Origin of the sequence: Gallibacterium genomosp. 1 (genome assembly GCF_001678575.1) — a bacterium.
Lineage (GTDB): Bacteria > Pseudomonadota > Gammaproteobacteria > Enterobacterales > Pasteurellaceae > Gallibacterium.
In genome coordinates this window covers 1-23,807 of record NZ_JTJP01000071.1, presented here as the reverse complement: position 1 = coordinate 23,807, position 23,807 = coordinate 1, and the positions used below count along the sequence as shown (strand labels likewise).

Below are 23,807 nucleotides of genomic sequence, written 5' to 3'. Positions count from 1 at the left end.
AGCTTCTTTAATTCATTATTTCAAAATTATAAATAAAAATAATATTTTGACATCAAAGAAATACAAAATATCATATAAACAACAATTTCTTAAATTTTAAATAAAGTTTAAATTGACTTTACGCTTGCTTTTGATAATATGCGTCGATTTATTGCTTTTCGTTCTTACTTTTATGAGGATGGCTGTTCATACTTGTTGTTGGAATGAAAGGGAGCTTAGTTAATTCTATAAAGACGTATTGGGAGAAATTATGGGGCTTATCCTCGTTGAGAAAAAATCAGGCAAACGCATTGATTTATCAAAAGTTTTAAAAAATGGTAAATATACGGAATTGGCTGTGCCGGGTGAAGAGTACTATCTCATCGACCGCGCAACCGGCAAAACACCAGAAGATATTAAAGTTACTCGTTCCGGAAATGATCTTATTTTAAAAAGTGAAAAAGAGAATGTAGAAGTTATCATTGATGATTTCTGGGGTAAATGTGATGATGAGCAGCAATGTTTCGCAATTTTTGATGTTGGTGCATCGGAAGGCGTAGATGCCGGACAAGTTATCGTTACACAGGTAGGTAAAGAATTTTCTTCTTTCTCTGAAATTGAAGCGGGAATGACTGGAACTTTAGCGGAAGGTGATAGCTTCCGTCCGTGGCTTTACGGTCTTGCTGGATTAACTGTTCTCGGTTTGGGTGCAGCGGCCGCAGGTGGTTCGGGGGGGGTAGTTCAGCACATTCTGCTCCGTCAGATACCACGCCTCCGTCTCAACCAACAGATGTAGTTATTAAAAATGATGGTAAACAAATTACTGGTAAAGCCGAACCCGGTAGTAAAATTACTATTAAAGATGACCAGGGTAATGTGATTGCGAATGGAAAAGCTGATGAGCAAGGCAATTTTTCAATTGATCTTAACCCACCAAAAAATAACGGCGAAAAAGTAGAAGTTACTGCAACAGATAATGCCGGTAATACGTCAACCCCAACAGATGTAATCGCATCTGATAGCACTCCACCAAACAAGCCAAAAAATCTTGATGTGTCTGATGATGGTACACATGTCACCGGTACAGCAGAACCAGGTAGCACTGTAACCGTGAAAGATGAAAACGGTAAAGAAATCGGTACAGCAACAGCAGGTGATAATGGTAAATTTGATGTGACTATTAACCCACCAAAAACCAATGGTGAGGAATTAACAGTAGAAGCCAAAGACGAAGCCGGTAACCCTTCACAACCGAATACGGTTAAAGCAGACGACAGCACTCCACCAGCAAAACCAGAAAATCTTGGTGTGTCTGATGATGGGACACGTGTCACTGGTACGGCTGAACCGGGCAGCACCGTGACTGTAAAAGATGAGAAAGATAATGTAATCGGTACAGGAAAAGCCAATGAAGAGGATGGTAAATTTGATATTACATTGGATGAACCAAAAACAGCACTAGAAGAGCTTTCAGTAACAGCCACAGATAATGCTAATAATGAATCCAATTCTGAGAAAGTAACAGCTCCTTTAGTTGTTCCGAAGACTAAACCAGATTTTGACTATGCTGTGCCAGTTGCAGGAGTAGATAAATTATACAACGCAAAAGAAGTTGGAACAGACGGTACTATTACTGTTAAAGTGATTCCAAACGCAAATATTGGTGATAGCATTTCTATTACGCGTGATGGTAAAACGGAAGTCTTTAAAATTACTACTGATAACAAAAATGGTATTGAGGTAGAAGTAAAACCGGGTAGTGAGATTTCTGCTTTTATTATAGGAGCAAATGGAGTAGCAGGTGAGATTGCTAGTAAAACTTTGCAGAATGCAGATGTAGATGTGCCAAATGTGAAACCTATAATCACATTTGAAAGTACGGGTACAGATAACATTTACAATATTGAGGAAGTTGAACAAGACAAGCCAAATACTATTACTGCTACCGTAAAATTCCCAGATGCTCAAGTAGGTGATATTGTTGTCGTCAACGGTCAAGAAACTAGAATTACAACTGAAAACTTAAGATCAGGTGTAGAGGTTGAAGTTGAACCTAATACAGAAGTAAAAGCCTACATTAAAGATGATGCAGGCAATCAAGGTTTTATTAGCACAAGTATTGCTCCAAAAGCAGATTTAGAAAAACCGGATGCACCAATAAAAGTTGATGTGGCGAGTGATAATAGCCCGGCAGATAATGTATTAACACGTAATGAGATCAATAAAAACGGTGAAGTACCTGTTAGAGTTTACTTACCTCAAGGGCTTGAAGAGGGCGATAAACTTATCGTTACACCTTTAACAGAAGATAAAAAAGGTTCTCCGATTGAACATCCACTTACTAAAGCAGAGATAGATCAGGGCTATGCGATTGTTGATGCACCTACTGGTGTTGATGCCTTAGGGCGAGGCAAAGTTTCTTTCACTGCACAACTCATTGATAAAGCAGGAAACTCATCAACTGAAAAAGACTCAGATAATTATGATGTGAAACGTACTTTATTGGGTAAGCCTTCTGTCGAATATCTCGATGATAAAGATAATAATCAAGTTCTATTAGGTGAAGAATTAGTTGGTAATACTACTTCAGTTAAAATTAATCTTCCGTATATTGGTGAAGGCGATAAAGTTTCTATCACTATCAATGGTGAAGAATATGGTGTTGATGTAATTACTCAAAAAGTAACACACAATGATAAAACTTTTGAGTTTAAACCTGCTACAGATGATGATGGTTATACTGTTACTATTAATGATATATCTATAGCCGATGGTAGTATATCAGAGGTTGTAACAAATGTTGTGGTAACTGCGAATAATACTGAGTTAAAAGCTAATGGAACACTTTGTATCGATCGCTCTCAACCGGGTGGTAGAGATAACAATGGTGATGCTAAGGGTGATGATAAACCAAAACTTGAAATCCCTGAAGCAGTTAATCCAAGCCTAGAAAAAGACGGCAACATTAATGCCCAAGAGCTTTCTGATGGGGTTGTAGCGAAAGTAACCTTGCCTGAAGGAGTACAAGCTGGTGATGTTATTGTAATTAAAAACAATGGACAAAAGCTTTACACCTACACCATCCCTCAAGGCACAACCACAACAAAAGGTAGTGTGATTGAGTTCTCTATTCCTAAAGAGAAACTCCCAAGTGGTGCTTATGAATTAAGCGCTTCGGTGAAAGAACCAGACAGCTATGGCGATAAAGCACGTGAATCCGAAGATTCTGATACCGTTGCCTTTAAAATCGATAATTCTATCCCAGGCGATAGCAATGATGATGGTGTAGTCAATGGCTCTGATGAAAATAGCGGTCAACCGATTGTGACGGTGAAAGATTCCCATACAGACGATGGACAAGATAAACCAGTCGGTAATAAAGACTTAGAAAACGGTATTCAAGTCGAAGTGACTATACCAAAAGGCACAGAAGCGGGTGATGCTGTAGAAGTAACAGTTAAAACACCTAATGGTGAAGTTAAAAAGACCGCCAAAGTCGAAGAGGGTGATTTACCGGGAACAGGTGATGGCAAAGTAACTGTCACTGTGCCGACAGAACAATTACCAAAAGATGGTAATGGTAAAGTTCTTGACGGGGACTACAGCGTCACTGCCAAAGTTACCGATCCGGCAGGCAATAGCAGTCCAGATAGCGATGAAGTGACATTTGCTGTGGATACTACTGCACCGGGCGATGAAAACGGTGATGGTAAAGTAGATGCTGAGGATAAAAATGCTGGCAAACCAGTTATCGATATTCCAGAAGCGACAGATGCAGATGGCAATACCATCAATGCTGACGATCTTAAAGATGATGTTCAAGTGGAAGTCACTCTACCAGGTGGTGTGGCAGCAGGTGATGTCGTCACTTTAGAAGTGACAACACCGAATAGCAATGATCCGATTAAAGTGACCCAAACCTTGGAATCCGGGGATATCACTGCAGGAAAAGTCACTGTAGATATTCCTAAAGCGGATTTACCAAAAGATAGCGACGGTAAGGTAGATGGGGCTTACCAAGTCACCGCCACTGTTTCTGATAAAGCTGGGAACACTAGTCTGGTCAGTGATGCGAAAGGCTTTACTATCGATGCCACTGTCCCAGGTGACACCAATGGTGATGGCAAAGCAGATACCAATGATATCAACGGTAAACCAAGCGTCTCTATCCCTGAAGATACCGATGGTGGTGTTACTGCTACAGAATTTAATGATGGTGTTCAAGTTAAAGTGACTTTACCAGAGGGTACGCAAAAAGGCGATACCATCACCTTAACAGTGACACCAAAAGGCGGTGAAGCCTTTACCGTTATTTCTGATCCTATCAGCGATAATGATTTATCGGCTAAAACTGCAACTGTGACTATTCCTAAAAATCAATTCCCTGAAACACCAAAAGGGGATTACACTGTTTCAGCACAAATCAAAGATGCTGCTGGTAACCAAAGCCTTGCAAGTGTTGAAAAAACATTTACAGTCTTGGATACCGTGGTTCCAGGCGATACCAATGGCGATGGTGTAGCAGACAGTGAAGATGATAACGGTGGTAAACCAAATGTTTCGGTGGTGGATGCTCACACCAGTGACAATCAATACAAACCAGTCGGTAGCGATGACTTAAAAGACGGTGTTCAGGTTGAAGTCACCTTACCAGAAGGCACAGAAGTGGGTGATACCGTGACAGTGACAATGACAAAACCGGATGGTTCAACCGTTACTGCCACTGGTACAGTAGCAAAGGGTGATTTACCAGGAACAGGCGATGGCAAAGTGACTGTCACTGTACCTAACAAGCAATTCCCAACTGATGAGAAAGGCAAAATCACCGAGGGCGAGTACAAAGTGACCGCAACCGTGAAGGATGCGGATGGTAATACCAGCCAACCGAGTAATGAAGCAATATTTAAGGTTGATACCACTGTCCCAGGCGATAGCAATGGCGATGGTGTGGTAAATGAGCAAGATGCTAACGGTGGTAAACCTGTCGTGGCTATCCCAGAAGCGACAGATGCAGATGGTAATACCATCAATGCTGATGATCTTAAAGACGGTGTTCAAGTCAAAGTGACTTTACCAGCAGGAACACAACAGGGAGATCAAGTTTATCTTACTCTTACTCCAGAGGGTAAAGCTTCTATCGCTATTGAACCTCCATACGAAGTAAAAGCAGGGGATCTTAACGGAGAGCGTACAGTTGAAATCACCATTCCTAAAGATATATTGCCAAAAGATGCTGACAGCAAACAGACTCTTGATGGCAACTTTACGGTGACTGCACAAGTTAAAGATGCAGCTGGTAATACTAGCCAACCGAGTGATAAAGCGTCATTTACCGTGGATACCGTTGAAATCAGTGGTGAACCTGTAGTGACTATCCCAGAAATGGATAACAACAGTGTCAATGCGTCTGAGTTTGCAACTGCCCAAGGGGTAGATATTAAGGTGACTATCCCTGAAGGTACGCAAGCTGGGGATACTCTCACCGTGACTGTATCTGCTGATGGCAAAGCACCAATTACCATCACTAAAAATTTGACAGCGGAAGATTTGAATGCTACAGACGGATTAACTATCCATATTCCAGCAAGCAAAGAGAACGATCAAGCCAATAGCTTCCCTGTTAAAGCGGATGGTTCCTATGTCGTGGTGGCGAAAGTTAGCGATGGCACAACAACGGTTGAAAGCGAATCTACTTCATTGGTAATCGATACCACCGTCCCAGGCGATAGCAATGGCGATGGCTTTGCTAATGGTCAAGGGGATGATAATGATGGTAAACCAGTGATTACTATTCCTGAAGCTAAAGATGGTGTTAGCGCCTCTGAATTAGATAATGGTGTTCAAGTTAATGTGACCCTACCGAAAGGTACGCAAGCAGGGGATACTGTTACCTTGACTGTTACTCCAAAAGAGGGTAAATCATTTGAAGTAGCGCATACTGTTAACGCAAATGATGATTTGACCGGTACTGACCCTGTCACCATTACTATTCCTAAAGATAACTTGCCAAAAGATAGACAAAATAAAACCCTTGACGGTGAGTTTACCGTAACCGCCAAAGTCACTGATGCTGCCGGCAATAGCAGTGCAACCAGCGATGAAGCGAAATTTACTGTTGATGCTACTGTACCTGGTGACACTACCGGTGATGGCGTTGTGGATAATGATGGTAAACCAGTGGTCACTATCCTAGAAGCGACAGAAGCCGATAACCATATTGTCAACGCGAAAGACTTTAAAGATGGTGTTCAAGTTCAAGTGACCTTACCAAAAGGCACAGAAGCAGGCGATACTGTGACCTTGACTGTGACACCAAAAGAGGGTCAATCATTTGAAGTACCTTATACTGTTAAAGGTACAGACGATGTCACAGGTTCAGGATCCGTCACTGTCGATATCCCGACAACAAAATTCCCAAGCAATCCTGACGGTGACTATACCGTAACCGCCGTGGTGACTGATGCCGCTGGCAATAGCAGTGCGATGAGTGATGCAGCAAACTTCACCATTGATATTACCGCGCCAGGGGATACCAACCCTGCGGTACCAGGTGTAGAAGAAGCGCCAGAAGTCAGCATTCCAGAAGCTGACAACGGTGTGAACGACACCGAATGGAATGGTGGTGAAAATCAAGAAGGCGCAGGCATTCAAGTGAAAGTAACCTTACCAAATGGTACTCGAGCCGGTGATACTGTCACCTTGACCGTGACAAATGCAGACGGTACGACACCGGTATTTACAACTAAACCTTACGAAGTCCAAAAAAGCGATTTAACGAATGGTGCAACCATTACCATTCCAACTTCCAGCAAATTAACAGATGGAGATTATCACGTTACTGCGTTGGTCACCGATCAAGCCGGTAATGCAGGTAAAGCCAGTGATCCGGCTGACTTTACCCTTGATACTACAGCAACTGGTAAACCAACTATCGAAGGCTTTGTGAGTGATAACAACCCACAAGACAACATTATTACTCGTAATGAAGTGGCAGAAGATGATAGTGTCCAAGTCAAAGTGACATTACCGGATGATGTGAAAGCAGGCGATGTGCTTTATATCACTCCAATCACTACACCAAAAGAAAATGGGGTAGAGGGTCAACCTGTAGTGGGAGAACAGATTGCGCATACTATTTCTGATGCAGAAGCAAGCAGTAAATCGGCTATTGTTTCTGTGCCAACCGGTGTAGAAGCAGAAAAAGAAGGTGTATTATTCGTTGCGGCTAATATATTGGATAAAGCTGGAAATGATTCAAAAGTTTCTAATTTAGTGAAAATAAATGTAAACCGTGCTTTAGAGGGTAAACCAAATATTGTTTACACCTCAGATGCCGATCAAAATGGTGTCTTAATGGGGGATGAAATCGCTAATAATGTGGTTTCTGTTAAAGTCAATCTCCCAACAGTGAATGCAGGTGATACTGTTGCAATCACTATCAACGGCGATAACACTTACACTGTCGATTTAAGTGGTGATACCAAAGTCATCAAACACGGTGATAAAACATACGAATTAAAGGCAGAAGTAGCCGATGGCAAAACTGAATACACCACAACAATTAATGATGTAGAAGTCGATGCTAATGCAACTTCAATTACCTCTAGCATTGTGGTAACACCAACAAGTGGTGAGAAAACAGAAGCCTCACAAACCATCCAGATTGATCGTAATCAACCGGGGGGTACAACCGATGCCGATAGCGATAGTAAAGGTGATGGTAAACCAAGCATTACCATTCCTGAAGCTTCTAATCCAAGCTTAGATAAAGACGGCAAAATTAATGCCGCTGAGCTTTCCGATGCCGATGGCGTAGTGATCAATGTCACCGTACCAGCAGGTACAGAAGCTGGCGATATCATTGTAATTAAAAACAATGGTAGTGAAATTTATACCTTTACTATCCCAGCAGACACCACAATTGGTACTGATCCGATTGCCGTGACCGTGCCTAAAGATAAATTCACGGATGGCGAAACTTATAACATCACAGCTTCGGTGAAAGAGCCTTATAGCAAAGGCGCACGTGAATCCGAAGATTCGGATCAAGTCACATTTACTGTAGATACCACTGTCCCAGGTGATAGCGATGGTAACAATAAACCTGATAATGCTGGTAAACCAGTTGTGACTCTTCCAGACGGTGTAAAAGATGGTGTGAACGTCAAAGAGCTTTCAGACGGAATCAAAGTTCAAGTTACGCTACCAAAAGGTACACAAGAGGGTGATACCGTAATCTTGACCGTAAAAGCAGATGACGGTACAGAACAAGAGGTCACTTATACCGTTAAACATGGTGATGATGTTAATGGTACAACCCCAGTAGAAATTCCTATTACTAAAGATAATTTGCCAAAAGGTACAGATAACGCTGTAGATGGCAACTACACCGTCACTGCCAAAGTCACTGACCCTGCCGGTAATAGCAGTAAAGACAGCGATCCAGTTAACTTTAAAGTAGATACCACCGTTCCAGGTGATAGCAATGGCGATGGTGTTGCGGATGATGATGGTAAACCAGTGATTGAATCAATTCCAGAAGCTACTGAGGCGGATGGTTATAGCATCAATGCGACAGAATTTTCTGACGGTATTGAAGTACAAGTTCGCCTACCACAAGGTACGCAAGTAGGTGATACTGTTACCTTAACCCTTCAACCACAAATAGGGAAAGCTATTACCGTTGACTACAAAGTTCAAGCGAGTGATTTAAGTGGTAGCGATCTTATCGCAACCATCCCTGTGGAACGTGCGAAATTCCCAGAGCAACAAGCCGATGGCGAGTATACTGTTACTGCACAAGTCAAAGATCCAGCCGGTAACAATAGTCTAGAGAGTGAGAGCAAAACCTTTACTGTCGATACACAAGCGCCGACTGTAACAACACCAGTAGCCAAAAAAGACGGTAGTGTGGTGATTACACTTCCTAATGATGCGGATAAAGTAACTGTTACCGTACAACCTGAGGGTGAAACCAAGCCACGTGATATTATCTTAACTAAAGGTGATGATGGTAGTTGGACTTCTAGCGATCCTGCTGTAGTGCCTAATGTACCTAATGGTTCAACTACAACCACTATTCCAAATGATAAAGTAACAGATGGTTCAGAAGTAACTGTGTCTGCCCAAGACAAAGCTGGTAATAGTCATTCAGCACGTGTTCATGCGGTAGATGTAAATGATGCACCTGTATTGACTATTAAACCAGAGGATATAGTGAAAACAGGTTTTACTAAAGGTCAGGCAACAGCAGACAAACTAATTGCGACAGTAACAGCAACGGATCCAGATAAAGATGATACCGTAACTATTCAATTGTTAAACAACGATGATGGTTATTTTGTGCTTGATAGTGGAACAGGAGAAATTAGTTTAACTGAGAAAGGGGCTACTTTTGTTAATGCAGGCAATAACTTACCAAGTATTCAAGTTAAAGCAATTGATGATAAATATCTTGGTAGTGAAGAAAAAACAGTAGATATTGCTGATACTATAGATACAAGTAACACCTTAAAAATTACTTCAAATGATGGTGAATCTGTAACAGGTACTACTGATCCGCTTAGCACGGTGGAAATTCGTAATGCGAATAATGAAGTAGTTGGTCGTGGAGCAGCTGATAGCGATGGTAAGTTTACTATTACATTAACACACGAAGAGGTAGTGAGTTTAGGAACTGAAAAGGCTAACCAAGATATTCAAGCCGATCATAATGGTGATGGTGAGCCTGAAACTTATCATACAGATGAGGAAGGTAATTATCGTTATACTGTTGATTCGCCAATTAAAACTGGTGAAACGTTAACAGTAACATCTACTAATAGTTATGATAATCGTGCGACTGAGCAAAGTCCAACGCCGGATGAAATAGCACCTAGTGCACCGGTAATTGAGATTAATGAGCAAGGAACGGTTATTAGTGGAATTGCCGAGCCAGGTAGCACTATTGAGTTGCAGGTGACAAGTAAAGATGGTCAACCAGTTGCAATAGAGAAAAACGATCAACCGATCATTGCTAATGAAAAAGGTGAATTTACAATCGAATTAGAAGATCCATTAATCGGTAAAGAAACTATTACAGCAACGGCTAAGGATAAAGCTCATAATATTTCTCCATCATCAGATTCAATTACTGCACCTTATTTCAATAATCAGTTGAAGGATGTAGATATTAGCTTACGAAACGATACCGGCGTATCTGATAGAGACAACATTACCAATGATGGTGGCTTAAAACTTGTGGGTGATGATAATGCGATGATTACTAAAGTGGAATACAAAGATGCTGAGGGTAATTATCAAACTGTGCCTTATGTTGAGGGTGTTTATATTTTACCTGAAGGTGAATATACAGTGGAAACAATTCGCATCACTCAACAAGATAAAGAGGGTGCGATTAAATACAGCACTAATGCTGAAAAATTCGTTATTGATACCACAGCACCTGATGCCGCAACAGCAGTTAATGATCAGAATGGTAATGTTACCATTACCCTTCCACATAATGCACCTCAAGATGATTATGTAGAAGTAATGGTAGGTAATCAGAAAGTAACCTTAACCAGTGATGGTAATAATGGTTGGGAAAGTGACAATACTGAACTTGTACCAACACCGAGAGATAATGAAGTTACTATATCACATACTGTTGCACCATCAGGTACAGGCGTGTCGGTACAATCCTTTGATATTGCAGGTAATAAAGCGAAGAAATATAGCGATAATACCTTGATAGATCCCACTAAAATTACTGTGGCTTTGGAACATCCAGAGGTTAATAGTAACTTAATGAATGATACCGATACGACAATGGTGCTTAATACTGCTGAATTAGAGGCTAGCGGATCTCCATCAAATGTAACGGTAAAAATTTATTTACCAAATTCTGCTAAAGTAGGTGATTTTGTTGAGTTTCCTTTTGGCTCTTCAACTCTGCAAGCAGCGGTTAAGCAAACTGATATTGAGAATGGATATTTTGAGGTAAAAGCAGGCTTTCCAATAAATTTTGCATTGAGCCAAGGAGAGAATAAATATCCAGTGAAATTGTATCAGTCAGATAAAACCACGGTTAAGTCTGAATCTGAGCCGTTGTTGATTTATGTGGATAAGCTTACTCCGGATACGCCAGTAGTGACATCCGAAACGGGAGGCAAGGTTAGTATTACTCTACCGACTGGAGCACGCAGTAACTTTGATCCTTCCACAAGTATTGGAACTCAAGCTGAAGTAGGTGATTGGGTTATTATTACCGCAGGTGATCAAAGCGTTAAATTAACCAAAACTGCTACTAATGGTTGGGAAAAATCGACAGAAGCAGATTGGATTACGATTAATGGCAATACAGCAACCATTCCAACTAATATTGAGAAGTTCCCGTATGGTACAACAGTAACTGCACAAGCTTTTGATAAAGCAGGCAATCAATCTGAACAAGGTGTTGGACACGTTGTGAAAGATCCATTGAAATTTACTGATTTTAAAGTGAATAATCAGGATTTGGATACCACTACACCAAATATAGTAGATACTAATCAAAAGGCAATTTACTATACAGCAACAGTGAAAGGGCAAGAAGCCGAAGAAGCGATAATTCGAGTGCGCTTAATGAAGGGGGATCAACAAGTTGAGGTACATTATCTCGATATTTCGTCTGATTCCCAAACATATAAAGGGGCGTTTAATAATCTCAGCGCAGATTATGAGCAATACCAAGTCATTGCAGATATTGTGCATCAGGATAAGAACACAAGATTTAATGATGCTAATTTACCGGAAAGAAGTGTGGATGTTATTGTGGATAATGTTGTTCCACAGTTGGATCTCTCTAAGATTACATCATCTGTTTCAGATGGCCCTAACAACAAGCCAAATAGTGTAACGATAGTCGCAACCGATGGTTCTCACACTCTGAAAGATGGAAATACTAAGGTTTCAGGTGCAGCAGAAATGACGATGAAACTAGATTTCGGTAATGCACAGAGTGATAAACAACGCATTATTACAGATAAATTAGGTAATAAAGTTGTTGTGTATAATCCAAAATTAGACTGGATGATGCGTAAAGATGACGATGATGATACATCAAGCAATCCATATCATAATGATCATGCTCAAGGTTGGGGATTTGATACCAAAACTGCTGTAATGTATAACCAAGATAAAGCGTTATTTTATAAGTGGAATGGGGATAATGAAGCAGCTGATATTATTGTTTCAGGTATGTCACGAACTGATGAGTGGTGGGACTATTATAATCGTAGAGGATGGATTGGTGCAGAGAATTCAGGTAGTTCGGCAAGCTTAACTAATAAAACGATGACCCAATTTATTATGGATACATTAGGCGGTGGAAATGACTACATTTCTGCACCAGCAATTGCCGGTAATGTTGTGATTAGAACCAATGATGGTGATGATATGATTACGACAATGAACCTACAAGGTCGATATGATTATTATATCGGATTAGGGTATTCACGTCCTAATGTTGATGGTAGTAACCAAATCTATATGGGTGATGGTAATGATACTTTTGAAGTTACCGGCACGGCAAAAGACACAGAGGACCCAAATAAAGCAGGAGCTGTAAGAGATGAGATGAAATATGCTTCACTCTATGCAACGAATGCCAAAATAGATATGGGTGCTGGTAATGATAAAGTATCCATTAAATGGAATGTGTTCACCGGCTCGCAAAAAGAGTCAGGTAATTACTTTAACCTTGGCGAGGGTGATGACACAATGATTGTGGGTGGAAATGTTTTGGGGCAATTGCGTGAAAACTCTTATGAAGGCTCTACGATTATTAATTTAGGTTCAGGAAATGATACCTTATCCTTAGCAAAAATAGAGCGAGAGTCAAATTATGAGCGACCATTGGTGTTAATTACTTCTAAAGAGAGTGCAAATGTTACTATTGGAAATGTTAAAGAAGCTCAGTTGTCTATGATGATGGGTAATGGCGAAGATAAGGTAACAATTAGTAAAGATCTCATTCTTTCCGGTAAAACATCGGATTGGATTAGTCAGGTTTTCGCAAATAATGATCGCTTTGTGCAACAAGGTATAGAACGTTACAAAAATTTCTATGATCAAGCATTGAAAGATCAAATTAATTCAAGCTTAGAGCGTGCAATTGATTTGATAGCGACAGATAGCCAAGATAGAAGTGCGACAGGTGGTAGAGCCGTGGTTGGCGCAGATAGAGTTGCTACCTCAACCAGTGAAAGCATAACTGAAATTATTGATGTGTTAGATCTTGGTGATGGACAGAACACATTATCGGTAACAGGTAAAATGTCCGGTGTTAATTACTTTGGTGGCAAAGATGTGGATACCATTCAGTCAGGTGTCACTGAAAATAGCCGTTTCTGGTTAGGTTTGGGAGAGGATAGCGTTGAGCTTGCTCAAATGTCGAACTCTGCAATTTATGCCGGTGCTGGTGAAGATAAAATTACCGTGGGTGGTATAGCGAAACAAGAAGGACGCGGCAGTATTATTAGTGCAGAAGATGGTAATGACACCATTATTATTAATGCGTTACCAAAGAAATCAGTAGCGTTGGAAGCCGATAATTCTCGGATTTCTGGTGGTAAAGGCGATGATACTATTACGATCAAGGGAGATTTATTCGGTATGGATAACCAAATATTTGGCGACGCGGGTAATGATACTATTACAATTAGTGGCAATATTCGTGGGTATAATAATTTGATCGATGGTGGAGCAGGTGATGATACCATTACTCTCGATGGTGATATTCTGAAAGACCTAGGTGGAAAATTCGAAATACGAGGCGGTGAAGGTAACGATACGATTTCTGTAGGTAATATTGGTACAGAAAATAATGTGAGTATTTTTGCTGGAAATGGTAACGATATTGTTACTATTAAGAATGTTAAAGGTGATAATGATCATATTATTGATTTAGGAGAGGATAAAACGGATTACGACATTTTAAGCATAGAGGGTTCGCAGTCAGAGGGGTACAATAACCAATTTAGTATTGGAGGGAGACCTTCGGAGCATACTCAGATCTGGGGAGCAGAAGAAATTCGGTTTACAGGTACGGGTGTAACCGTGAAAATTGAAAGCGGTAATCTTGTTAATAATAACACCGGACTGCCTCCAGCTGGAAAAGATGAGTTGTTTATCCGTAATGATGGCGGAGATGCGACGAATAAAGTTGTGCTTTCAGGTTCAGGTTGGACGAAGAGTGAGACAGCAGTAGAACATAGTTTTAATGGTGTGTCTTATCGAAATGTTGATGTATATAAACATTCATCAAGTGAAGATATTTTATATATCCAACAAGGTGTGAAAGTAATTATTTAATTGCTTGTTATTTAATTAAAACCCTTTATGCCGAGAGGCATAAAGGGTTTGTTTTTGTATCAATGAAAGTAGTAGCTGTATTAGTGGAGACTTTGCTCTTTTAGTTTTCTGACCATTTCTTCAGTAAAGATATAATGAGTACCACAACATTCACATTGCATATCTAAAGTTGGTTTTTCTGCAAAAATTTCACTGATTTCTTCATCAGAAAGTAAAGCAATTGCTGCTCCAGAACGTTCTTGAGAGCAACCGCAGAAAAACTCTGTATGATGTGGTGGATAAATTTCAACAGTTTCTTCGTGATATAGACGATAAAGCAACTCTTCTGCGCTTAAACCAAATAATTCTTCATCTTTTACTGTTGCTGTTAATGTTGCTAAATGTTCAAAATCATCTGGTGAACCTTGTCCATCTGGCATAATTTGTAATAACATTCCGGCGGCAACGGCTTCGCCTTGATATTCACCGAAGCGGATAAATAATTGCGTTTGTAATTGTTCGGAACGGATGAAATAGTCTTCCAAGCATTCAGTAATGGTCGGTTTATCTAATGCAATAACACCTTGGTAACGTTCACCTTCTTCCGGAATAATGGAGATAACTAAAACGCCTTTACCTACCATCTCACTTAAGCTCATTTCATTACTAATGTCGCCCTGTAAGCGAGCTAATGCACGTAACTGTTGTTGATCGTTGCCGTTCACTAAAGCAAGTTTTAATGGGCCGTCCCCTTGAATTTGTACGGTAATATTGCCTTTAAATTTTAAGGTGGCGGTTAATAAGCTGGTGGCAACCAATAATTCGCCCAGTAAATTTTGCACCGGAGTCGGATAGTGGTGTGTGTTCAGTGTTTCAGTGAAAGTTTTGTTTAAACGTACCCATTCTCCGCGAACTGCACGGTTCTTGAAAAGAAATCGGTATAGTTTGTCATTATCTTGTTTATATAAATCTGTCATAAAGGTTACCTCAAAAATAATTTCACCCCTATATAGGGGTGAAATTATTGTTTACAAGCGTTTAATTGGATGAAATAGCTTGGTTATTTTTCGTCACTTGTTTAAGTACTAAAAAGCCGAGAATAGCGGAGAGTGATGAGGCGGCTAAAATGCCGATACGAGCTAAAATATTGAGCTGATGCGATTCTTGTTCAAATGCCAAGCCGGAAAGGAACATTGCCATTGTAAAGCCGATACCACACAATAGCGATACGGCAAAAATATGGCGGAAATTAATCCCTTCAGGCAGTTTGGTTAGTTTTAATTTGATTGAAAGGTAACTAATACCGAAAATACCGAGTGGTTTGCCGATAAATAAACCGAGTAATACGGCAAAGGGTAATGGAGAAATTAATGTTTGCCAATCAACACCTTGGAACGAGATGCCGGCATTGGCGAAAGCGAATAACGGCAAAATCATAAAAGTTACCCAAGGTTGCAGGCTGTGTTCCAGACGGTGTAATAGGTGATCACCATTTTTAGCTTGCAACGGAATGGAAAAACCGATAATCACGCCGGCAAGTGTGGCGTGAACACCCGATTTCAACACGCAAACCCAAAGGATAGTGCCAACAATACCATAAGGAATTAATGAACTCACTTTAGCACGATTGAGCAAAATTAGACTAATAATGGAAATGCTAGCACCAATTAAAGCAACTGTTCCTAAATCGTGGGAAAAAAAGAGGGCAATAACAATAATTGCACCAAGATCGTCAATAATTGCTAATGCTAATAGAAAGACTTTTAATGGTGTAGGAACATTTTTACCGACTAAAGCCATAATACCGAGCGCAAATGCAATATCGGTTGCCATTGGAATTGCCCACCCTTTTGTTAATTCGGGATGATTCAGCGTGGCAGTATAAAATAGCAGCGCAGGTACAATCATTCCACCTAAAGCAGCAATCGCCGGGAAAATGGCAGTTTTAATATTGGATAGTGAACCTGTTAATAACTCTTTTTTTACTTCCAAACCGATAGACAGAAAAAAGATTGCCATTAAGCCATCATTAATCCAAAGTAATAGCGGTTTATGTAATTGAAATTGACCGAATTGAAAAGCAACAGTAGTATTCAACAAGCCCTGATAGCAATCAGTCATAAACGGCAAGTTAGCACAAAAGATGGCGAGAAATGTTGCTATTAATAATAAAATACCGCCAGCAGGTTCACTCTGAAAAAAGTGTTGGATTCGTTGAGACAGTTTTTGCATTTACACTCCCTTTGAAAATAGAAAAATAAAAAGAAATTAAATCTTAAAGAAAAAGGTTTCTGCCCGTAGCTATTTCGAGCAGAAAGAGAATTATAAATTAATGCCATATTGTTGGCGATAAGCCAACATTTTCGGTAAAAACTCAGAATATTGTTCGGATTGTTGTAAATAGGTAAGCAAATGTTCAAGTGTAATAATAGAACTAACATGGCAGTGGTAATCTCGTTCTACTTCTTGAATAGCGGAAAGATCACTTTTGCCTTTTTCTTGTCTATCTAATGCTATCATTACGCCTGCTAATGTTGCTTGATTTGCTTCGATTAATTGCATTGATTCACGGATTGCAGTGCCGGCAGTGATAACATCGTCAATCAACAACACTTTTCCTTGCAACGGGCTACCGATTAAATTACCGCCTTCGCCGTGATCTTTTGCCTCTTTGCGATTAAAACAAACCGGTTTGTTTAAGCCGAATTGGTGATAAATTGCTGCTGCCGTTGCAGTAGCAATCGGAATGCCTTTATATGCTGGCCCAAAAATCACATCATAATCAAGCTGTTGCGCATAAATAGCCTGTGCATAAAATTCGCCGAGTTTAGCTAAATCTTCTCCGGTATTGAATAATCCAGCATTAAAAAAATAGGGGCTGATACGCCCAGATTTAAGGGTAAATTCGCCAAATCTTAGCACGTTACGGCTGAGAGCGAACTCAATGAATTGTTGTTGATACTGTTGCATATTTTTTCCTTAATGGCGTTATTCGGCTTGTAGTGCCGCTTTTTGTGCCTGATTGATTTGAGCAATTCCCTGTTTGGCTAAATCGAGTAGAGCCAATAATTCATCGTGGCTGAACGGTTCACCTTCGGCAGTTCCCTGTACTTCAATCATTCTGCCGTCATCGGTCATCACCACATTCATATCGGTTTCCGCATTGGAATCTTCCACATATTCAAGATCGCATAACTGTTGTTGATCAACAATACCGACTGACACCGCCGCAACCAGATTTTTGATTGGATTTTGGTTGATTAAACCTTTCTCCAATAAGGTTTGGATCGCATCGTGCAGTGCAACCGCTGAACCGCTGATTGCTGCGGTGCGTGTACCGCCGTCTGCCTGAATGACATCACAATCAAGAGTAATGGTGCGTTCTCCAAGTAGGGTGAGATCGACCATTGCACGGAGTGACCGACCGATTAGGCGTTGGATTTCCATAGTACGACCGCTTTGTTTGCCTTTTGTAGCTTCTCGTTGCGTTCTAATGTTGGTCGCTCGAGGTAACATTCCGTATTCGGCGGTAATCCAACCTTGGTTTTGCCCTTTTAGAAAACGAGGGACGGTTTCTTCAACGGTAGCGTTACAAAGCACTTTTGTGTCTCCGAATTCGATTAATACTGAACCTTCAGCGTGTTTGGTGTAATGACGAGTGATTTTGATAGGGCGCATTGCGTGATTATCACGATTATTCGGGCGCATAATAATTCTCCGATTATCTAAAAATAATTGGAGATTTTAGCATAATTTATAAGGACGTTGGGGTGGACATACTTGGATTTATGGGTGTTTGATCAAGATTTTCTTCTGCTTCTTCATTGTTTTCGTTCGCTTGAGATTGTTGTTGTAAGCGGTAGTAATTAATAATACTGTTATGATAACGGCGAATATTTTCAACGTATTGATAGGCCTCGTAACCACGGGCATAACCGAATTTCAATTTGCTATAATATTTTTTATCCGCCAATAATGGTAAATTGTTTTTCACATCTAGCCAGTTATTGGGATCACCGCCGAGAGATTCTGTTAAGCGACGTACATCTAGTAAATGCCCTAATCCTAAATTGTAGGCAACTAAGGCGAACCAAATTTTATCCTCTTCGGCAATGGTTTCCGGCATTTTTGTTAGTAATAGTTGTAAATATTCCGAGCCGGCTTTAATGCTTTGTTCAGGATTATTGCGATCTTCTATTCGCATTCGAGTTGCAGTTTCTTTAGTTAACATCATAATGCCACGAACGCCAGTTGGTGAGGTGGCATTGGCATCCCAATGCGATTCCTGATAAGCGATGGCTGCCAGTAATTTCCAATCAAGCGGATTAGCATAACGTTGAAACAGTTCCAAATAATTCGGCAATGTGTTTTCGATCGCTTGGATGTAAGTTCGGGCGTCAACATAATCAAAGCGGGAAAGATGACTAAAATATTTTTCCTCAATTCGTGAGATTAAACCTGATTCTTTTGCTTGATTCATAAAATCAAGTAGCGACGCCTGTAATTCATTGTAAGGATTATGTGGTAAATACCAGTTTACAGAGGTTTCTTCACTTAAATCGAAACCGACCGCAATGGTTGGTTTCACTTGCTGAATAGAAGCAATATCCATTGAACTGGCGATAGTGTAATCTGCTTTACCATCAGCTACGGCCAATAATGTTTCTTCAATAGATAGAGCATTGCTTGTTTGCCATTCTAATCGAGGATATTGCTGTTTTAGTTGCTGTAATTTTTCTTGTAGATTGCGGTCATTGGCAATGAGTAATTTGCCTTTTAATTGGTTAAGATCGTAAGGTCGAGTTGTATTTTTTCGATAAACAAGTTGCCAAGAAGAGGAATAATAGCTTGGCCCGATTTGAAAATATTCCGCTTTTTCTGGTTGATACATTAAATTTGCAGCGGCAAGATCAATTTCATTATTTTCTAAAGCATCAAATAGTTTTTCAGAAGAATCGAAAGTTTTAATATTGAGTTCAACATTTAAATAATCAGCAAAGGCTTTTGTTAATTCATATTCTAAACCGGCAGCACCGTTAGGACTGATGAAATATGAAAATGCATTATTAATGGTACCAACTACTAATTGTTCTCTTTTTTGTATGGAGGTAAATAAATTATCTTCTGAACGCATAATTTTTTGCCACGGAAAAACCATATCCATTGCCCAAAGCAATAGAAGTACAGCTAAAAAAATGCGTAAAGACAAACCTTTCAATGAAACCTCAAGCTTAAATTTGCAAAATGCGCATTGTATAAGATCTAATCGCTAAGTACAAATAAGAGTTTACGCAAACGTTTCCGTTTAAATGTAAGTTTAGGTATAATAAACAGCGATTTTTCATTTTCTAAATTTTAGGTGATATTGCTATGATGCTGATTTTCCGTGGGGCGGTAGCCCTTTCTGATTTCCGAGTTTCTCGCCTTTCCTCACAACTTGCTGAACAACAGATTTCACTTCAAAGTTGTCAAACATATTATCTCTATTTTGTTGAGGTATCTGAGAGATTATCGGCACAACAGATTGAACAACTAAACCGGTTATTTGAAGCAAATGCTGTAATGTCATTTCCGGCAGTGTCAGAAAAAGAGAATTTTTTGTGCGGACAGATTGTTATTCCTCGCTTCGGTACAATTTCACCTTGGTCGTCAAAAGCAACCGATATTATTCATAATTGTGGCTTAAGCATTGTGGTGCGTGCAGAACGTGGCATTTTATATGATTGCCGATTTGCTACACCATTAAATGATGCTCAACAAGTAGTTTTTGCGAAATTGATTCACGACAGAATGATGGAAGATGTCGTTTCTGATTTTTCTCAATTACCACAATTGTTTGCACAACAAGAGCCAAAACCGTTTAAAACTATTGATATATTAGGTGGTGGCAGAGCAGCATTAGAGCGAGCTAACGTGGAGTTGGGGTTAGCGTTGGCAAACGATGAAATGGATTATTTATTGGAACAGTTTGCATTATTAAAACGTAATCCGACAGATGTTGAACTTTATATGTTTGCACAGGCGAATTCTGAGCATTGTCGCCATAAAATTTTTAATGCAGATTGGACAATTGACGGTAAAGCACAACCGAAATCACTGTTTAAAATGATCAAAAATACTTACGAAAAAACACCGGATTATGTGTTCTCTGCATATAAAGATAATGCAGCGGTAATGGAAGGTTCGGTTGCAGGTCGTTTTTTCCCAGATCAGGACGGCACTTATCGTTACCATAATGAATCGATGCCCATTTTGATGAAAGTAGAAACACATAATCACCCTACAGCTATTTCTCCATTTCCAGGCGCAGCAACCGGTTCAGGCGGAGAAATACGCGATGAGGGGGCGACAGGGCGTGGTTCTAAACCAAAAGCTGGTTTAGTTGGTTTTTCCGTTTCCAATTTATGTATTCCAAATTATCAACAACCTTGGGAAGGGACTTTATCTAAACCCGATCGTATTGCTTCTGCACTGGATATTATGATTGATGGGCCACTTGGTGGAGCTGCATTTAATAATGAATTTGGTCGCCCGTCTTTATTAGGTTATTTCCGTACTTATGAACAAAAAGTGAATAGTTTTAACGGTGAAGAAGTGCGTGGTTACCATAAGCCGATTATGCTTGCCGGCGGTATGGGTAATATTCGTGAAGACCATATCCAAAAAGGCGAAATTCCGGTTGGCGCAAAATTAGTGGTGCTTGGTGGGCCGGCAATGAATATTGGCTTGGGCGGCGGTGCAGCTTCTTCGATGACATCAGGTAAATCAGCAGAGAATTTGGATTTTGCTTCTGTTCAACGTGATAATCCGGAAATGGAGCGCCGTTGTCAGGAAGTGATTGACCGTTGTTGGCAAATGGGAGCGGATAACCCGATTCTGTTTATTCACGATGTTGGGGCAGGCGGTTTATCTAATGCGATGCCGGAATTAGTGAATGATGGTGGCCGCGGAGGTCGTTTTGAATTACGTAAAATTTTAAGTGATGAGCGCAATATGAGTCCGTTGGAAATTTGGTGTAATGAATCGCAAGAACGTTATGTTTTAGCGGTCAGTGCAGAAAAATTGCCATTATTTGAACAGCTTTGCCAACGTGAACGTGCACCGTATGCTGTAATTGGCGAAGCGACAGAAGAAAAACAGCTAACATTACACGATAATTATTTTGCTAATCAGCCTATTGATTTACCTATGAATGTGTTGTTAGGTAAAGCACCAAAAATGCAACGTAATGAAGTATCTAAACGGGTTAATTCACACCCATTGCAAACCAACAAAATTGATTTAACCGAAGCGTTACATCGTGTATTGCGTTTACCTGTAGTGGCGGAGAAAACGTTTTTGATTACTATTGGAGATCGTTCAGTAACAGGAATGGTGGCTCGTGATCAAATGGTTGGTCCGTGGCAGATCCCAGTTGCTGACTATGGTATGACAACCAGTAGTTTCGACAGTTATCACGGTGAAGCAATGTCAATGGGTGAACGTGCGCCAGTGGCATTATTGGATTTTGCTGCATCTGCACGTCTTGCAGTAGCGGAAGCGATTACAAATTTAGCCGCAGTTAATATCGGTGATTTGAAACGAGTGAAACTTTCTGCGAACTGGATGGCGGCAGCAGATCATCCGGGTGAAGGTGCTGGTTTATATCAAGCGGTTAAAGCCATTGGGGAAGAGCTTTGTCCAGCATTAGGCTTAACCATTCCGGTCGGAAAAGACTCAATGTCAATGAAGACAACTTGGCAGGAAAACGGTGAGCAAAAAACGGTAACCGCACCACTATCATTGGTGATTAGTGCATTTTCTCGTGTGGAAGATGTGCGTAAAGCGGTTACTCCTCAATTAAGAACGGATAAAGGAGAAAGTGAGCTGATTTTTATTGATCTTGGTGAAGGTAAAAATCGTTTAGGTGCTACCGCTTTAGCACAAGTATATCAACAACTTGGCGATAAACCGGCTGATGTGGAAAATCCACAACGATTAAAAGCTTTCTTTGATGCAATGCAACAGTTGGTGCAACAGCAAAAATTATTAGCGTATCACGATCGTTCCGATGGTGGATTAATTGTGGCTTTAGCAGAAATGGCATTTGCTGGTAATTGTGGCGTTGATGTTAATCTTCAGCCATTAGGTCAAGATAATCTTGCTGTGTTGTTCAACGAAGAATTGGGTGCGGTATTGCAGATTCGTCAACAGGATCATCAAGAAGTATTTGATATTTTATCGAAATATCAATTGGATGACGTGGCAACTGTATTAGGTTCGGTCAATAATGAAAATGCTATTGTAGTGAGAAATGGCGAACAGGTAGTATTGCAGCAAGCTCGTTCCGAATTACGCCAAATTTGGGGAGAGCTAACCTGGCAAATGCAACGTCTACGTGATAATCCGGCGTGTGCGGATCAGGAATATCAAGCAAAAGCGGATGCCGATAATCCGGGCTTATCCGCCAAATTGAGTTACAACCCGGATGAGGATGTTGCTGCACCTTATATCGCTGTTGGAATAAGACCAAAAATTGCGATTTTACGTGAACAAGGTGTTAATAGCCACGTGGAAATGGCAGCAGCATTTGATCGTGCCGGTTTCCAAGCGATTGATGTTCATATGAGTGACTTGATTGAAGGTCGCCATAACTTGGTACAATTCAATGCTTTGGTCGCTTGTGGTGGTTTTTCTTACGGTGATGTGTTGGGTGCAGGCGGTGGATGGGCAAAATCTATTTTGTTCCATAATAATTTACGTGAACAGTTTGTCCGCTTCTTTGCGGATCAGAATAAAATTGCATTAGGTGTTTGTAACGGATGCCAAATGATTTCTCACCTTAAAGAGATTATCCCTGGCGCAGATTTGTGGCCGAAGTTTGTACGAAACCGCTCTGAACGATTTGAAGCGCGTGTAGGATTGGTCGAAATTAAAGAGAATAATTCATTATGGTTTTCAGGAATGGCAGGATCACATATGCCGATTGCAGTTTCTCACGGTGAAGGGCGTGCCGAATTTGTTTCAGATGAACAGATCAGTGCATTGCAACAACAAGGACAAGTGATTGCACAATATGTGGATAATTATTTGAATCCAACGGAACAGTATCCTGCAAATCCGAACGGTTCACCACTTGGAATTACAGCTATAAGCAATGTTGATGGACGTATTGCAATTATGATGCCGCATCCAGAACGAGTATTCCGTTCTGTAACAAACTCTTGGTATCCGGATGATTGGAGTGAGGATGGTGCTTGGATGCGTTTATTCCGCAATGCAAGAGTGGCACTAAAATAGCCGTAAAGTCTGTATTTCAATCGTTTCGCTGAAAAAATCAGCGAACGATTAAAAAAATCAAAAATAGGGTTGCAAGGCATAAAAAAATCCCTATAATGCCGCCTCACGCAACAAGAGAGGATAAACACTGGCTCAAAAGCCAGGAATATCCCAGAAAGTGAAAAAAAGCTTGAAAAAAATCTTGTTGACAATAAAGGTCAAGAAACGTAGTATAGACGACCTTGTCGCAATAATGC

At 40.3% G+C, this 23,807-nt stretch carries 8 protein-coding genes; 3 read left to right on the top strand and 5 right to left on the bottom strand.

What is annotated here, in order from left to right; genetic code table 11:
- The first annotated feature begins 250 nt into the window (after window positions 1-250).
- Window positions 251-775, top strand: coding sequence for a hypothetical protein (locus tag QV04_RS11880; RefSeq protein ID WP_021461828.1), 525 nt, complete (start codon window positions 251-253; stop codon window positions 773-775).
- Window positions 667-14,313, top strand: coding sequence for an Ig-like domain-containing protein (locus QV04_RS10970; RefSeq protein ID WP_231924878.1), 13,647 nt, complete (start codon window positions 667-669; stop codon window positions 14,311-14,313). Before QV04_RS11880 ends, QV04_RS10970 begins: the two co-directional genes overlap by 109 nt.
- 80 nt (window positions 14,314-14,393) lie before the next feature.
- On the opposite strand, the gene hslO is transcribed toward QV04_RS10970, so the two are convergent.
- From hslO to mltF, 5 genes are all read right to left on the bottom strand, one after another.
- Complete coding sequence (gene hslO / locus QV04_RS10965; protein ID WP_013745885.1) at window positions 14,394-15,269, bottom strand: Hsp33 family molecular chaperone HslO; 876 nt, start codon at window positions 15,267-15,269, stop codon at window positions 14,394-14,396.
- A gap of 61 nt (window positions 15,270-15,330) precedes the next feature.
- Window positions 15,331-16,524: a Na+/H+ antiporter NhaA gene (gene nhaA, locus QV04_RS10960; RefSeq protein ID WP_065233464.1), complete on the bottom strand. Its 1,194-nt coding sequence runs from the start codon at window positions 16,522-16,524 to the stop codon at window positions 15,331-15,333.
- Between the two features lie 90 nt (window positions 16,525-16,614).
- The gene (pyrE, locus tag QV04_RS10955; RefSeq protein ID WP_065233463.1) at window positions 16,615-17,262 is read right to left on the bottom strand and encodes an orotate phosphoribosyltransferase; all 648 of its coding nucleotides are present in this window, start codon (window positions 17,260-17,262) and stop codon (window positions 16,615-16,617) included.
- Between the two features lie 18 nt (window positions 17,263-17,280).
- On the bottom strand, window positions 17,281-18,000 hold the full coding sequence (rph, locus tag QV04_RS10950) for a ribonuclease PH (protein WP_065233462.1): 720 nt from the start codon (window positions 17,998-18,000) through the stop codon (window positions 17,281-17,283).
- Between the two features lie 46 nt (window positions 18,001-18,046).
- The gene (gene mltF / locus QV04_RS10945) at window positions 18,047-19,510 is read right to left on the bottom strand and encodes a membrane-bound lytic murein transglycosylase MltF (protein ID WP_065233461.1); all 1,464 of its coding nucleotides are present in this window, start codon (window positions 19,508-19,510) and stop codon (window positions 18,047-18,049) included.
- Between the two features lie 152 nt (window positions 19,511-19,662).
- On the opposite strand from mltF, the gene purL reads away from it, so the two are divergent.
- Window positions 19,663-23,571, top strand: a complete 3,909-nt coding sequence (purL, locus tag QV04_RS10940; protein WP_065233460.1) for a phosphoribosylformylglycinamidine synthase — start codon at window positions 19,663-19,665, stop codon at window positions 23,569-23,571.
- The last annotated feature ends 236 nt before the right edge of the window (window positions 23,572-23,807 follow it).

Excerpts from the sequence above, each read along its gene's own strand:
- QV04_RS11880 (WP_021461828.1), top strand. The coding sequence starts at position 251 with ATGGGGCTTATCCTCGTTGAGAAAAAATCAGGCAAACGCATTGATTTA.
- hslO (WP_013745885.1), bottom strand. The coding sequence starts at position 15,269 with ATGACAGATTTATATAAACAAGATAATGACAAACTATACCGATTTCTT.
- nhaA (WP_065233464.1), bottom strand. The coding sequence starts at position 16,524 with ATGCAAAAACTGTCTCAACGAATCCAACACTTTTTTCAGAGTGAACCT.
- pyrE (WP_065233463.1), bottom strand. The coding sequence starts at position 17,262 with ATGCAACAGTATCAACAACAATTCATTGAGTTCGCTCTCAGCCGTAAC.
- rph (WP_065233462.1), bottom strand. The coding sequence starts at position 18,000 with ATGCGCCCGAATAATCGTGATAATCACGCAATGCGCCCTATCAAAATC.
- purL (WP_065233460.1), top strand. The coding sequence starts at position 19,663 with ATGATGCTGATTTTCCGTGGGGCGGTAGCCCTTTCTGATTTCCGAGTT.